The organism is Xanthomonas melonis, from assembly GCF_020783655.1.
In the GTDB taxonomy this organism is placed as follows: domain Bacteria; phylum Pseudomonadota; class Gammaproteobacteria; order Xanthomonadales; family Xanthomonadaceae; genus Xanthomonas; species Xanthomonas melonis.
The window spans coordinates 148,389-162,597 of the sequence record NZ_JAJGQH010000001.1 but is presented as its reverse complement, the minus strand read 5'-3'; the positions used below and the strand labels follow the sequence as shown (position 1 = coordinate 162,597).

Here is a 14,209-nt window from a genome sequence, read left to right as displayed (position 1 = left end):
CCATGCCAAGAGCCATCGCCATCGCATGAACTTCGTCGTTCGCTGGTTCCACCAGCTCGCCTCGCCCCCGATCTTCGACCGTTTTACCGCGCGCTGGGCGCCGTGGTGCTACGCGCTGGCCGCACTGCTGCTGGGCGCGGGGATCTGGCAGGCCTTGTTCGCGGTGCCGGCCGATTATCAGCAAGGCGACAGCTTCCGCATCTTGTATATCCACGTGCCCAGCGCGTGGATGAGCCTGTTCGTCTTCGGCCTGATGGCGGTGTACGCAGCCATCGCGCTGATCTGGCGCATCAAGGTCTGCGAGATCCTGGCCATGGCCTGCGCGCCGATCGGCGCGGCGTTCACCGTGATCACCCTGCTCACGGGCAGCATCTGGGGCAAGCCGATGTGGGGCGCCTGGTGGGACTGGGACCCGCGCCTGACCACCGAATTGATCCTGCTGTTCCTGTATCTGGGCGTGATCGGCCTGTACCACGCCATCGACGACCGTCGCCAGGCGGCGCGCGCGGCCGGCTTGCTGGCGATCGTGGGCGTGGTGCTGTTGCCGGTGATCCGTTATTCGGTGGTGTGGTGGAATTCGCTGCACCAGGGCCAGAGCATCCGCCTGTTCGGCCCCTCCACCATCGATGCCAGCATGCTGCTGCCGCTGTGGCTGATGGTGATCGGCACCAAGTTCTGGTTCGCCGGGTCCCTGCTTACCCGTGCGCGTGCGGACAACCTGCGCCGCGAGGCCGGCAAGGCCTGGATCGTGCGCGAGCCGCAGGACACTGCCGCATGAGCTATCTGCCGTATGTCATCGCCGCCTACGCCGTATTCGTGCTGGTGTTGCTGTGGGACCTGATCGCCGGCCGTTGGCAGGTGCGTCGCGCATTGAAGACCGCCCAGGCGCGACGCCTGCGCGAGCGCAAGCGCACCCTGCCCAGCGATGCGGAGCTGAGCCGATGAATCCGCAACGGCGCCGCCGCCTGTGGCTGGTGATTGCATTGGTGCTGGCCGGCGGGCTGGCGACCACGCTGGTGGCGATGGCCCTGCAGCGCAACGTGGCCTACCTGTACACGCCGTCGGAAGTGCTGCGCGGCGATGCGGGCGAGCATGCGCGCTTCCGGCTTGGTGGCATGGTGGAGAAGGGTTCGTTCCAGCGCGCCTCGGGCTCGCTGGAAGCGCGGTTCCGCGTCACCGACGGCGACGCGCAGTTGCCGGTGCGCTACGACCGCATCCTGCCCGACCTGTTCCGCGAGGGCCAGGCGGTGGTGGCCACCGGCCGCATGCAGCAAGGCGTGTTCGTGGCCGAAGACGTGCTGGCCAAGCACGACGAGACCTATATGCCCAAGGAAGTGGCCGACAAGATGGGCAGCGCGCATCGCAAGCATCGGGTGGAGGGGATGCAGTGAGGGGGAGAGATGTCGGGACCCGGGACCCGGGACCCGGGACCCGGGAAAAGCCACAGGCCGTCGGCGGAGGCTCGATCGCATCCGTCGGCTGTATGGGCAATATTCCGGGCACCGCTGTTGCGGGTCCCGGGTCCCGGGTGCCGGGTCCCGAGACTCACCCAAAGCTCCACGACGCCTTCAGCCGACGCTCGATCGTATGCACCCTCTACACCCGCCGCCCCCCGGGCGCCGCTGTTGCGGGCCCCGGGTCCCGGGTCCCGGGTCCCGGCTCCACCCGCGCCCCCCATGCTTCCTGAGCTCGGCACCTTCCTGCTGGTGCTGGCCCTGCTGGTCGCACTGGTGCAGGCCACCTTGCCGCTGGCCGGTGCGCAGCGCGGGCATGCCAGCTGGATGGCGGTGGCGCGGCCGGCGGCGTTGGTGCAATTGGGTCTGATCGCCGCAGCTTTCGCGTTGCTGACGCATGCGTTCCTGGTGCAGGACTTTTCGGTGCGCTATGTGGCCGAGAACTCCAATAGCCTGTTGCCGGTGATCTACCGCTACTCGGCCGTGTGGGGGGCGCACGAAGGCTCGCTGTTGCTGTGGACGCTGGTGCTGGCGCTGTGGACCGGTGCGGTGGCACTGTGGTCGCGGCAGTTGCCGGCGCAGGTGGTGGCGCGCGTGCTCGGGGTGATGGCACTGATCAGCGTGGGCTTTCTGGCCTTCCTGCTGTTCACCTCCAATCCCTTCGCGCGCCTGCTGCCGGTACCGCCGGAAGGTGCGGACCTCAATCCCCTGCTGCAGGACCCGGGCCTGATCATCCACCCGCCGATGCTGTATTGCGGCTATGTCGGTTTCGCGGTGCCGTTCGCCTTCGCCATCGCCGCGCTGCTGGAAGGGCGGATGGACGCGCGCTGGCTGCGCTGGACCCGGCCCTGGACCAATGTGGCCTGGGCGATGCTCACCGTGGGCATTGCGCTGGGCAGTTGGTGGGCGTACTACGAACTGGGATGGGGCGGCTGGTGGTTCTGGGACCCGGTGGAAAACGCCAGCTTCATGCCATGGCTGGTCGGCACCGCCCTGCTGCATTCGCAGGCAGTCACCGAAAAGCGCGGCAGCTTCGCCAGCTGGACGCTGCTGCTGGCGATCGCCGCCTTCGCGTTGTCACTGCTGGGCACCTTCCTGGTCCGCTCGGGCGTGCTGACCAGCGTGCATTCGTTCGCCGCCGACCCGTCGCGCGGCCTGTTCATCCTGGTGTTCCTGCTGGCGGTGGTGGGCGGCTCGCTGCTGCTGTACGCGCTCCGCGCGCCGCGCCTGGCGCCCGGCGGCGACCCGCGCCGCGCGTTCGCCGGCAGCTCGCGCGAAACGCTGCTGCTGCTCAACAACCTCTTGCTGACCTGCGCCTGCGCGATGGTATTGCTGGGCACGCTGTACCCGCTGCTGGCCGACGCGTTGGGCTTGGGCAAGCTGTCGGTGGGCCCGCCGTACTTCGGCACCTTGTTCGTGGTGTTGATGGCGCCGCTGGTGGCATTGCTGCCGTTCGGTCCGCTCACCCGCTGGCAGCGCGAACAGGCCTCGCGGCCGCTGGCGCTGCTGGCGCCGTGGGCCGGCCTGGCGCTGGCTGCAGGCGTGCTGGCCTGGTGCATGGCGCCACAGGGGCAATGGAAGGCGGCCATCGGCGTGGCCGGTGCAGCCTGGGTGCTGCTTGGCACGCTGCGCTTTTTGTGGACGCGCCGCGCGGCCAAGGGCCGGCGATTCACCGCCGAGATGCTGGGCATGGCGCTGGCGCATCTGGGGGTGGCGGTATTTCTGGCCGGCGCGCTGCTGGTCGAGTCGCTGAGCCTGCAACGCGAAGTCGCCCTGGCCCCTGGCCAGCAGGTGCAGATCGGGCGCTATGCCCTGCACTTCGACAACCTGGAAGCACTGCGCGGGCCGAACTACCTGTCCGACCGCGCCAACCTGCAGGTGTTCAAGGACGATCTGCCGGTTGGCATGCTGCATGCCGAAAAACGCCGCTACGCCAGCGGCGGGCAGACCCTGACCGAGGCGGCGATCCGTCCCGGTCCGTTCGGCGACCTGTACGTCGCCCTTGGCGAACCGCTGGGCAACCAGGCCTGGGCGGTGCGCGTCCACCTCAAACCGTTCGTGCGCTGGATCTGGCTGGGGGCGCTGCTGATGGCGCTGGGCGGCCTGGTCACCGCGGCCGACCGGCGTTTTCGTCGTTCTGCGGAGATCCAAGATGGTTGAGTCACGTTCGCCCCGCCTGCCCACCGCGGTCCTCGTGGGTGCCATCGTGCTGCTGCTCGCGCTGGCGGCACTGCTGGTCTATGCGGTGGTGCGCTCCGGACAGGGCGATCGCGATGCCCTGCCCTCGGCGCTGATCGGCAAGCCGGCGCCGGAGTTCGCGCTGCCCTTGCTGCACGACCCCAGCATCGTGGTGCATGCCCGCGAGCTGCGTGGTGCGCCGTACATCATCAATGTCTGGGGCAGCTGGTGCCCGGCCTGCCGCGAGGAACATCCGGTGCTGAGCAAGTTCGCGCTGACCAAGCGCGTGCGGGTGATCGGCTACAACTGGAAGGACGAGCGCAGCGATGCCTTGCGCTGGCTGGAACAACTGGGCAACCCGTATCTGCTGGTGGTGGCCGACACCGACGGCCGCACCGCCATCGACTTCGGCATTGCGGCGGCGCCGGAAACCTTCCTGGTCGACGGGCGCGGCGTGGTGCGCTGGAAGTACAGCGGCATGCTCACCCAGGCCATCATCGATACCCAGCTGATTCCGGCGCTGAGCGCGATCGAACGTTCGCCCGCTGCCGCACCGGACCTGCACGCCAAACCATGAGCCGCGCCTGGCTGCTGACGTTGCTGCTGTTGCCCTGGCTGGCGCTGTCCCAGCCGGTCGGCGACCATGCGCCATTGCAGTACCGCTCCGCCGCCGAAGAAGCCCGCTTCCACGCCCTGACCGCCGAGCTACGCTGCGTGCAATGCCAGAACCAGTCGCTGGCCGATTCCAATGCGCAGATCGCGCAGGATCTGCGCCGCGAGGTGCTGGCCCTGATGCAACAGGGGCGCAGCGATGCGCAGATCCGCCAGTTCCTGGTCGCGCGCTATGGGCAATTCGTGCTGTACCGGCCGCAGGTGGAATCGCGGACCTGGTTGCTGTGGTTTGGCCCGTTGCTGGTCCTGCTGCTGGGCGGCACGGCGGTCGTGATGCTGGTACGCCGCCGCAGCGCCGCCGCACCCACGCTGCCGCCCGACGAGCAGGAGTGGTGATGGTCGGTTTCGTGATTGCGGTGGTGGTCGTTGCACTGCTGGCCTTTGGCGTGGCGTTGTGGCCGCTGTGGCGGCAGACGCGCGGGCTGGCGGCCAGCATGGCGGCGCTGCTGCTGGCAGCCAGTGTAGCGCTGTACTGGTTGGTGGGCACACCGGGCGCGATCGAGCTGGCCGCCAACCGCCCGGACACGCCACGCACGCTGGACGAGGCCATCGTGCAGCTGCGCGCCGCCCTGGCGCGCAATCCCGACCAGGCCGAAGGCTGGGTGCTGCTGGGACGTTCGCTGTCCAGCCAGCAGAACTTTGCCGAGGCACGCGATGCCTTTGCGCGTGCGGTGGCGCTGCGGCCGGACGAACCCGACGTGCTGGTGGCTGCTGCGCAGGCGCGCATGCTCGCCGACGATAGCGGGCGCCCGGATCCGCAGGCGATGCGCCTGCTCGAACATGCGCTCACCGTACAGCCGGACCACCAGCGCGCACGCTGGTTCCTGGGCGTGGTGCAGCGTCAGGCCGGTGAACCGGCCAAGGCCAGCGCCACTTGGGAGCCATTGCTGCAGGTGGTCGACGCCAGCACCCGCCCCGGCCTGCTCGAACAGATCAACGCTGCGCGAAAGGAGGTCGGATTGGCGCCTATCCAGACGCCGGCTGCGCCTGCCGCCGATGCAGCCAACAGCAAACGTATCCAGGTGCGCGTGACGCTGGATGCCGAATTCGCCAAACGCGCCGCACTGCCCGGCGACACCAGCGTGTTCGTGATCGCCCGCGCCGCCGACACGCCGATGCCGGTGGCGGTGGGAAAACACGCCCTCAGCGAACTGCCGCTGACCATCACCCTGGACGACGGCGACAGCCCGATGCCGACGCGTGCACTGTCGTCGCTGGACAGCGTGCAGGTGATGGCGCGGCTGTCGCGCAGCGGCAACGCGATGCGCCAGAGCGACGATGTGGAAAGCATGCCGGTGACCGTGCAATTGCCCGCCAACGGCGTGGTGGAGCTGGTGATCGGCCGCTGATCGCATCTCATGTTGGACGCTCGGCCCAGCCCGCACCCAGTGACCACCCAGCACCACCCCGGACGCATGGGCAATCAGCGCTTCTCCCATTTCCTCCTCTCGATTCCCGATTCCGGCCGTTAGAATTGGGCCATGACCGAATTCATTCCTGCCGGCACGCTGTTCCACGCCCTGCCCTCGCCGTTTGCGATGAAGCGCGGTGGCGCCCTGCATCAGGCGCGTATCGCCTATGAGACCTGGGGCACGCTGGAAGCCGATCGCAGCAATGCGCTGCTGATCGTCACCGGGCTGTCGCCCAATGCGCATGCGGCCGCCACCCAGGCCAACCCGGAACCGGGCTGGTGGGAAGCGATGCTGGGGCCGGGCAAGCCGATCGATACCACGCGCTGGTTCGTGATCTGCGTCAATTCGTTGGGCAGCTGCAAGGGCTCGACCGGTCCGGCCTCGATCGATCCGGCCACCGGCGAGCGCTATCGGCTGCGCTTTCCGGACCTGTCGATCGAAGACGTGGCCGATGCTGCGGCCGACGTGGTCCGTGCCCTGGGCATCGAGCAACTGGCCTGCCTGATCGGCAATTCGATGGGCGGCATGACCGCGCTGGCGCTGCTGCTGCGCCATCCCGGCATCGCGCGCAGCCACATCAACATCTCCGGCAGCGCACAGGCCCTGCCATTTTCCATCGCCATCCGCTCGTTGCAGCGCGAAGCCATCCGGCTGGATCCCAACTGGAACGGCGGCCACTACGACGATGCCAGCTACCCGGAATCGGGCATGCGCATGGCGCGCAAGCTTGGTGTGATCACCTATCGCTCGGCGCTGGAATGGGATGGCCGCTTCGGCCGCGTGCGGCTGGATTCCGAACAGGCCGACGACGACCCGTTCGGTCTGGAATTCCAGGTGGAAAGCTATCTGGAGGGCCACGCGCGTCGCTTCGTGCGCTTCTTCGATCCCAACTGCTATCTGTATCTGAGCCGTTCGATGGACTGGTTCGATCTGGCCGACTACGCCGAGCCGGCTCCGAGCGCACGGACGCCGTTGGCTGCGGCCCGCAACGCCAGCGCGCCTGTTGGTAACGCATCGGCAAGCCAGGGCGCCAGCGATGGCCAGGTGCTGGCCGGCCTGTCGCGCATCCGCATCGCGCGCGCGCTGTCGATCGGCGCCAATACCGACATCCTGTTCCCGGTGCAGCAACAGGAACAGATCGCCAACGGCCTGCGCGCCGGTGGCGCCGACGCCCGCTTCATCGGCCTGGATTCGCCACAGGGCCACGACGCCTTCCTGGTGGACTTCGCGCGGTTCGGCCCGGCGGTGCGCGACTTCCTGGACGCCTGCTGATTGCCAGATCCGCATCCCGATCGAGATCGCGTTCCTCGCAGTCCGCAAGCGGCAAGCCGACTGGACCCGAATCCCGATCGAGGCCGACCACCAACCGCCTGCTGCCGCGCCGGCTGCTGGCTGGTCTGTTTGCCATCGGGGTGATGGCCTTACTGCTGACAGGTCGCCTGCCGATGGCGATTGCGCTCTGGTACGCGGCCACCAGCATCGCGGCACTGATCGCCTATCGGCTGGACAAGACCGCCGCCACGCATGGCCGCCGCCGCACGCCGGAAGCGACCCTGCACGCCATCGCCCTGCTCGGCGGCTGGCCCGGCGCCTTGCTGGCGCAATCGCTGTTCCGGCACAAGACCGTCAAGACCTCGTTCCAGATCGCGTTCTGGATCAGCGCGATCGCCAACGCCGCGGCACTGGCCTGCGCGGTCTTCCTAGCGCCATGATCGGCATCCACGGCGGCGTGCTCGCGCAACCCGCCACCGGAAAGCCGCCATCAGCCCATCGGCTCCAGCACTCCACCCTGCATGCGGTAATGCCGGTGCACCACACCGGCAGGCACGCTGTCGTGGGTGATCATCACCAGGCTGCGCTCGCCGAGCGCTGCGGCCAGATCGAGTAACAGCGCGTGGGCGGTATCCACATCCAGCCCGTCGGTGGGTTCGTCCAATAGCAGGATGGGGGCATCGCGCAGCAGTGCGCGCGCCAGCGCCAGCCGGCGTGCCTGCCCGGCGGATAGCGTGGCGCCGTTCTCGCCCACCCAAGTGTCCAGCCCGTTCTGCGCGCCCGCCCAGTCGCGCAGACGCACCTGGGCGAGCACAGCCCATAGCGCGGCGTCGCTGGCGGTGGCGTCGCCGATCAGCAGGTTCTCGCGCACGCTGCCGGCAAACACCGGGGCGTTCTGCGGCAACCAGGCGATGCGCCGATGCCATTGCGCCTGCGTGCACTGTCGCAGATCGATGCCGGCGTAGCTGACCTGCCCCGCCTGCGGGTCCCACAAGCGCAGCAGCAGCGCCGACAAGGTGCTCTTGCCGCTGCCGCTGTCGCCGCTGATGGCGATGCGTTCGCCGGGTGCCAGGGTCAGGTCGAGCCCATGCAGCACCGGGCGCACGCCACCAGGCCAGCTGAAGCACACCTGCTGCAACTGCAGCGTGCCCGTGGGCGGCACTTCGACGGGCTGCAGCGGATCGCTGACCGACGGCGCCTGATCGACGATGGCCTGCAGCCGCCCGGCGGCCACACGCGCGCTCTGCAACGCCTGCAGCGCAAGCCCCGCGCCAGCCCATACTTCCAGCAAGGCCATGGTCAGGAACACCAGCGCGGCGGCCAGTTCGGCGCTGATCGCTGCCTGCTCGGCGGCGCGCAATGCCAGCCACAGCATGCCGGCCAGCCCGATGCCGCCGCAGACCGCATGCAGCAGGTTGCCGGCGATCAAGCGCCGACGCTGCATGCGGTCGCCGTCCACCAGCGCCGCAGCGGCCGCATCGACCTGTTGCAGCCATGCTGCCTGGGCCTCGACCGCGGCCAGATCCGCCGCGCCTTCCAGGCCTTCGAACGCCTGCGTACGCAACTGCATGCGCTGCTGCGCGCGCAGCCGCTCGCGCTGCGCACCGCCACGCGCCACCTGCCACGGCACCAGCCCGCCGATCGTCGCACCCAACGCCAGCAGCAACAGCGCCGCAGGAGGATGGATCAGGGCAGCGGCCACCACGCCGGCCACCCAGATGCCCAGCAGTGCCGCCAGCGGCGCCAGGGCACGCACGCTCACGCCATCGACCTCGCCGATGTCGGACATCAACCGCGCCAGCAGATCGCCGGTCCGCGTGGCCGACAGGCGCCCCGGTGCCAGCGGCAAGGCGCGGCGGAAGAACCACACGCGCAGATCGCGGGCGATGCGCAAGGTGGCATCGTGGCCGATCAGTTTCTCGCCGTAGCGCGACGCGATGCGCGCGAACGTCAGCGCGCGGATACCGGCCGAGGGTGAAAAGAAATTGAAGCCGGCGCCCATGCCGACCACGCCGGCCAGGGCCGCGGCGGTCAGGAATCCACCGGACAGCGCGAGCAGACCGACGCCGGCCAGCAGGGTGACCAGCACCAGCAGCGCCGACAACGACAGGCGCCAGGCGTGCCGGGCGAACACATCGCGCAGCCGATCGTGGCGTGCATCGTTCATGGCAGCTCCGCTCGCACCGTCGCACCCTGCAGATCGATCACGGTGTCGGCCCACGCCATCACCGCGGTGCTATGCGTGGCCAGCACCAGCGCGCGGCCGCGCGCGAACGCGCCCAGCGTGCGCAGCAGTTCCGCTTCGGTAGCGGGATCGAGAAAGGCGGTGGGTTCGTCCAGCAGCAAGACCTCCGGTTCGCGCAACAGCAGCCGCGCCAGCGCGACGCGACGCGCTTCGCCACCGGAGAGTCCGAATCCACGTTCGCCGATCAGCGTGTCCAGTCCGTCCGGCAACTGCGCGGCGAAGCGCATCACCTGCGCGGCCTCGGCCACGGCATGCAGCCGCGCATCGCTGGCCTGAGGATCGGCCAGCCGCAGGTTGTCGGCGATGCTGCCGTGGAACAGGTACGGCCGTTGCGCGGCATAGCCCACGCGCGTGCCGGGGCGCAGGATGACGCTGCCCGCCTCCGGACTCAGCCAGCCGGCCAGGCCTTCCAGCAGTGTGCTCTTGCCGCTGCCGCTGGCGCCGATCAGCGCCACCCGTTGCCCGGGTTCCAGCACCAGGGAAAACCGCTCGACCACCAGCTGCGGCGCGCCGGGAGGACGCAACGCCAGTTCGCGCGCCTGCAGCAAGGGCATCTGCGCCTGCGCCGCCTCGGCCGCAGCAGGCAGCGGCAGTGCGACGGCGATGGCGGCGTTGTCCGCAAACCCTTCCAGCAAGCGCTCGGACTCGGCCACCGCGGCCAGCGCATTGGCACGGTCGTGGTAATGCGCTGCCAGCCGCCGCAAGGGCGCGAAGAATTCCGGCGCCAGCAGCAGGCAGAACATGCCGGCACCCAGCGTGGGGAGGCCGTGCAGATCGAGCATGCCCAGATAGCTCAGGCCGAAGTACAAGGCCACGATCGCCACGCTCACCGAGGCGAAGAACTCCAGCACCGTGGACGACAGGAACGCGATACGCAGCACCTTCAGCGAGCGCTCGCGCACGCCCTCGGCCGCGGCGGCAATACCGCTCAATTCGTCCTGGCCACGGCCATACACGCGCAGCAGGCCCAGGCCCTTGAGCCGGTCGGCGAAATGCCCGCCCATGCGTGCCAGCGCGCGCAGCTGCTCGCGCCCGGCCGCCTCGGCGCCCCAACCCACCAGCATCATGAAGAACGGAATCAGCGGCGCGGTCAGCAGCAAGACCAGGCCCACCACCCAATCGACCGAGAACACCGCGATCAGGATCAGCGGCGGCACCAGCAGCAGTTCGGTCCGTGCCAGCTGGTAGCCGACGAAGTAGCCCTCCAGCGCATCGGTATGCGCCAGGCTCAGTTCGCCCAACTCGCCACTGCGTTGCCGGCGCAGCCACACCGGCCCGTGCTGCACCAGGCGCCGGGCGATGCGCGCGCGTAGTGCGCGCTTGGCTACATCGGCCACCTCGCCGGTCAGCGACTGCGCCCAGGCCGTGAGCAGCGCACGGCCGAGCAAGGCCAGCAGCAGGCCGGCGCCCACCTCGCGCAGTTGCACCAGCGGCAGGCGCTGTACCAACACCGCCTGCAGCAACCAGGCGATGGCCGCTGCCTGCGCCAGCAGCAGTAAGCCCGACACTGCCACCGCCACGCCGGCCAGCCGGCGTGCACGCCTGGCCGGTGCGGCGAGCGCGTCCAGCCATTGGCCGCGCTGGCGACGTTGGGCGGGCGTTTCGCTGGCTGCTGCGCTGGGCTGACTCACATCGCGTTCCGAAGACTGCTCGTTGGCGGCGATTGTAGGCCGCCTGCTTCCCTTACCGGGACGGACAGTGTGCCGCAGGGTTTGCGGGCCGCATTGATCTGGATCAACGCGCATGGCGCGGCAAGCGCAGATGATGCGCCCACTTCATTGATCGCCAACCAACCAGGCCATCCCGCCATGATCGACTCGACAGTTGTCGAACTGTCGCGGCTGCAGTTCGCAGTCACCGCGATGTACCACTTCATCTTCCCGCCGCTGACCATGGGGCTGTCGTTCCTGCTCGGCATCATGGAGAGCGTCTATGTCATGACCGGCAAGCCGATCTGGCGGCGCATGACCATGTTCTGGGGCGTGCTGTTCGGCATCAACTTCGCCATGGGTGTGGGCACCGGCATCGTGATGGAGTTCGAGTTCGGCATGAACTGGTCGTACTACAGCCACTACGTGGGCGACATCTTCGGTGCGCCGCTGGCGATCGAAGGGCTGATGGCGTTCTTCCTGGAAGCGACCTTCCTGGGCCTGTTCTTCCTGGGCTGGAACCGGCTGGGCAAGGTGCAGCACCTGATCGTCACCTGGCTGGTGGCGCTGGGCAGCAATTTCTCGGCGCTGTGGATCCTGATCGCCAACGGCTGGATGCAACACCCCACCGGTGCGGTGTTCAACCCGGACACCATGCGCATGGAGGTGGTGGATTTTGTCGCGGTGCTGTTCAACCCGGTGGCGCAGGCCAAGTTCGTACATACCGTCAGCGCAGGCTATGTGCTGGGCGCGGTGTTCGTGATGTCGATCAGCGCGTTCTACCTGCTGCGCGGCAGACACCTGGACATGGCGCGCCGTTCCTTCGCGGTGGCGGCAGCGTTCGGCCTGCTGTCGTCATTGTCGGTGGTGGTGCTGGGCGACGAAAGCGGCTATGCGGCCAACGAGCACCAGAAGATGAAGCTGGCGGCGATCGAGGCGATGTGGGAGACCGAAGCCGCACCGGCCGACTTCACCGCCTTCGGCATTCCCAACCAGCAGACCCATCGCAACGATTATGCGCTCAAGATTCCGTACCTGATGGGGTTGATCGCCACCCGTTCGCTGGATACGCCGATCCCCGGCATCATGGAACTGGTGGAGCGTGCCGAGCATCGTATCCGCGGCGGGCAGATCGCCTACGGCGCATTGCAGCGCATCCGCGCCGACAGCAACGATGCCGAGGCGCGCAAGGTCTTCGACGCACATTGGCAGGACCTGGGCCACGGCCTGCTGCTCAAGCGCTATCGCGACGACATCGGCAACGCCACGCCCGAGCAGATCGCGCAGGCGGCGATGGACACCGTACCGCGCGTGCTGCCGCTGTTCTGGACCTTCCGCATCATGGCCGCCATCGGGATCTACCTGATCGTCTTCTTCGCCGTCGCATTCTGGTTTGCGTGCAAGCACAGCTTCCAGGAAGAACGCTGGTTCCTGACGCTGGCGGTATGGACCTTGCCGCTGCCCTGGATCGCGATCGAATGCGGCTGGTTCGTGGCCGAGTACGGTCGCCAGCCATGGGCGGTGGAAGGCGTGCTGCCCACTTTCTACGCGGCCTCGGGGCTGGATCTGTACGAGATCGTGCTGACCCTGGTCGGCTTCACCGCGCTGTACACCACGTTGTTGGTGATCGCGATCAAGTTGTCGTTGAAGACCATCCGCAAGGGTCCGGATGCATTGTTCCCAGCTGGCCCAACACACAACGCACCCGTACGCAACGCAACCCTCGGCACCGGTGCCGTCGCCGGCAGCGCGCCGTAACCGAAGGAGAGACCTCATGGATTTCGTTTTGCTCGACTACGCCAGCTTGCGCGTGATCTGGTGGCTGCTGCTGGGCGTGCTGTTGTCCGGCTACGCGGTGATGGGCGGCTTCGATCTGGGCGTCAGTACCCTGCTGCCGCTGGTCGCCCACAACGATGCCGAACGCCGGCTGGTCATCAACACCATCGGCCCGGTCTGGGAAGGCAACCAGGTGTGGCTGATCCTGGGCGGCGGCGCGATCTTCGCCGCATTCCCGCCCTTGTATGCGGTGAGTTTTTCCGGGTTCTACCTGGCGATGTTCGTGATCCTGTTCGCGTTGATCCTGCGCCCGGTAGGCTTCAAGTTCCGCGGCAAGCTGGCCGATCGACGGTGGCGCGACACCTGGGACCGGGCCTTGTTCGCTGGCGGCTTGGTGCCAGCACTGATCATGGGGGTGGCGGTGGGCAACGTGCTGCTCGGAGTGCCGTTCCATTTCGACGACAGCATGCGCACGCATTACACCGGCAATCTGCTCGGCCTGCTGACACCTTTCGCGCTGCTGGCCGGTCTGCTCAGCGTGGCGATGCTGCTCGCACACGGCGCAGCGATGCTGGTGCTCAAGACCGACGGCCCGGTGGCCGAGCGTGCTGCGCGTGTTGGCAGCATCGCGGCGCTGTGTGCAGTGGCGCTGTTCGCATCTGCAGGTGCGTGGGTGGCGCTTGGACTGCCCGGTTATGCAGTGACATCGGTGCTGGCAACCGATGCGCAGACCAATCCGCTGGCCAAGACCGCCGCGCTCACCGCGGCCGGTGGCTGGCTGCACAACTACAGCAGCATGCCGGCCACGCTGCTGGCACCGACGGTCGGCCTGCTCGGTCTGGCAATGAGCGCGTTGCTGTTGCGTGCGCGACGCGGCGGACTTGCCTTCATCGCCTCCGGCAGCGCCATCGTCGGCATCGTCTTCACCGTGGGCTTTGCGCTGTTCCCGTTCCTGCTGCCCTCCTCCACCGTGCCCAGCGCGAGCCTGACGTTGTGGGATGCCTCCAGCAGCCGGCTCACGCTGTGGATCATGCTGCTGGCCACGACGCTGTTCATGCCGATCGTTCTGGCCTACACCGCATGGGTGTACCGCGTGCTGCGCGGCAAGCTCAGTGCCGACGAACTGTCCACCAATCCCAACGCGTACTGAGTTGCACGGCGGCGGCGATGCGCGCGCGCCGCCACTGCCCATCCCGCTTTCATCGCTCCCAAGGAGCACACCGATGTGGTATTTCGCCTGGATTCTCGGCACCGGCCTGGCGGCACTGGCCGCCGTGCTCAACGGCATGTGGTTCGAGGCACGCGAGCCGGAGCGCGGCCGACCGCCGCAGTGAAAAAAGTTGCATCGGATGCTTGCCGATTCCGCATTCCCTATGTAACATACGCGGCTCCTTCGGGGTGTAGCTCAGTCTGGTAGAGCGCTACGTTCGGGACGTAGAGGTCGCAGGTTCGAATCCTGTCTCCCCGACCAGTTTCAAAACACAAACCGGCCTCGTGCCGGTTTTGTGTTTTCAGGCGCCGCTGCACGGATGTGCACGGTGCGGACGGTCT

General features: G+C 68.0%; 14 protein-coding genes and 1 tRNA gene. 13 read left to right on the top strand and 2 right to left on the bottom strand.

The features are described 5' to 3' along the window. The first annotated feature begins 25 nt into the window (after positions 1 to 25). The 9 genes from LL964_RS00675 (at position 26) to LL964_RS00635 (ending at position 7,428) form a co-directional block, all read left to right on the top strand. Entirely contained in the window at positions 26 to 778 is a 753-nt protein-coding gene (locus LL964_RS00675) for a heme ABC transporter permease (protein WP_104586981.1), read from the top strand. After that, a complete protein-coding gene (locus tag LL964_RS00670; protein WP_104540234.1) occupies positions 775 to 945 on the top strand; it encodes a heme exporter protein CcmD in 171 nt (56 codons plus the stop codon). The genes LL964_RS00675 and LL964_RS00670 overlap by 4 nt, the downstream gene beginning before the upstream one ends. Continuing rightward, a complete protein-coding gene (gene ccmE, locus LL964_RS00665; protein ID WP_104586980.1) occupies positions 942 to 1,391 on the top strand; it encodes a cytochrome c maturation protein CcmE in 450 nt (149 codons plus the stop codon). Before LL964_RS00670 ends, ccmE begins: the two co-directional genes overlap by 4 nt. A gap of 285 nt (positions 1,392 to 1,676) precedes the next feature. Continuing rightward, complete coding sequence (locus LL964_RS00660) at positions 1,677 to 3,614, top strand: heme lyase CcmF/NrfE family subunit (RefSeq protein WP_104586979.1); 1,938 nt, start codon at positions 1,677 to 1,679, stop codon at positions 3,612 to 3,614. Continuing rightward, a complete protein-coding gene (locus LL964_RS00655) occupies positions 3,607 to 4,209 on the top strand; it encodes a DsbE family thiol:disulfide interchange protein (protein ID WP_104586978.1) in 603 nt (200 codons plus the stop codon). Before LL964_RS00660 ends, LL964_RS00655 begins: the two co-directional genes overlap by 8 nt. Beyond that, positions 4,206 to 4,640, top strand: coding sequence for a cytochrome c-type biogenesis protein (locus tag LL964_RS00650; RefSeq protein ID WP_167395286.1), 435 nt, complete (start codon positions 4,206 to 4,208; stop codon positions 4,638 to 4,640). The genes LL964_RS00655 and LL964_RS00650 overlap by 4 nt, the downstream gene beginning before the upstream one ends. Further along, a complete protein-coding gene (locus LL964_RS00645) occupies positions 4,640 to 5,653 on the top strand; it encodes a tetratricopeptide repeat protein (RefSeq protein WP_167395285.1) in 1,014 nt (337 codons plus the stop codon). The genes LL964_RS00650 and LL964_RS00645 overlap by 1 nt, the downstream gene beginning before the upstream one ends. Positions 5,654 to 5,785: 132 nt before the next feature. Beyond that, a complete protein-coding gene (metX, locus tag LL964_RS00640; protein ID WP_104586976.1) occupies positions 5,786 to 6,988 on the top strand; it encodes a homoserine O-acetyltransferase MetX in 1,203 nt (400 codons plus the stop codon). Between the two features lie 173 nt (positions 6,989 to 7,161). Continuing rightward, positions 7,162 to 7,428, top strand: coding sequence for a DUF1294 domain-containing protein (locus tag LL964_RS00635; RefSeq protein WP_228329352.1), 267 nt, complete (start codon positions 7,162 to 7,164; stop codon positions 7,426 to 7,428). A gap of 50 nt (positions 7,429 to 7,478) precedes the next feature. On the opposite strand, the gene cydC is transcribed toward LL964_RS00635, so the two are convergent. Together cydC and cydD are read right to left on the bottom strand one after the other, a co-directional pair. Beyond that, positions 7,479 to 9,155, bottom strand: a complete 1,677-nt coding sequence (cydC, locus tag LL964_RS00630; RefSeq protein WP_104586974.1) for a thiol reductant ABC exporter subunit CydC — start codon at positions 9,153 to 9,155, stop codon at positions 7,479 to 7,481. Beyond that, complete coding sequence (gene cydD, locus LL964_RS00625; protein ID WP_146092355.1) at positions 9,152 to 10,864, bottom strand: thiol reductant ABC exporter subunit CydD; 1,713 nt, start codon at positions 10,862 to 10,864, stop codon at positions 9,152 to 9,154. The genes cydC and cydD overlap by 4 nt, the downstream gene beginning before the upstream one ends. Before the next feature lie 177 nt (positions 10,865 to 11,041). On the opposite strand from cydD, the gene LL964_RS00620 reads away from it, so the two are divergent. The 4 genes from LL964_RS00620 to LL964_RS00605 all read left to right on the top strand — a co-directional run bounded on the left by LL964_RS00620 (position 11,042) and on the right by LL964_RS00605 (position 14,129). Beyond that, positions 11,042 to 12,640, top strand: coding sequence for a cytochrome ubiquinol oxidase subunit I (locus LL964_RS00620; RefSeq protein ID WP_104586972.1), 1,599 nt, complete (start codon positions 11,042 to 11,044; stop codon positions 12,638 to 12,640). Between the two features lie 16 nt (positions 12,641 to 12,656). Continuing rightward, positions 12,657 to 13,808 (top strand): cytochrome d ubiquinol oxidase subunit II, encoded by a 1,152-nt coding sequence (gene cydB, locus LL964_RS00615; protein WP_104586971.1) that lies wholly within the window; start codon positions 12,657 to 12,659, stop codon positions 13,806 to 13,808. Positions 13,809 to 13,881: 73 nt separating this feature from the next. Next, positions 13,882 to 13,992: a cytochrome bd-I oxidase subunit CydX gene (cydX, locus tag LL964_RS00610; protein WP_104586970.1), complete on the top strand. Its 111-nt coding sequence runs from the start codon at positions 13,882 to 13,884 to the stop codon at positions 13,990 to 13,992. 60 nt (positions 13,993 to 14,052) lie between these two features. Next, a tRNA-Pro gene (locus LL964_RS00605) sits at positions 14,053 to 14,129 on the top strand. Positions 14,130 to 14,209 lie beyond the last annotated feature (80 nt).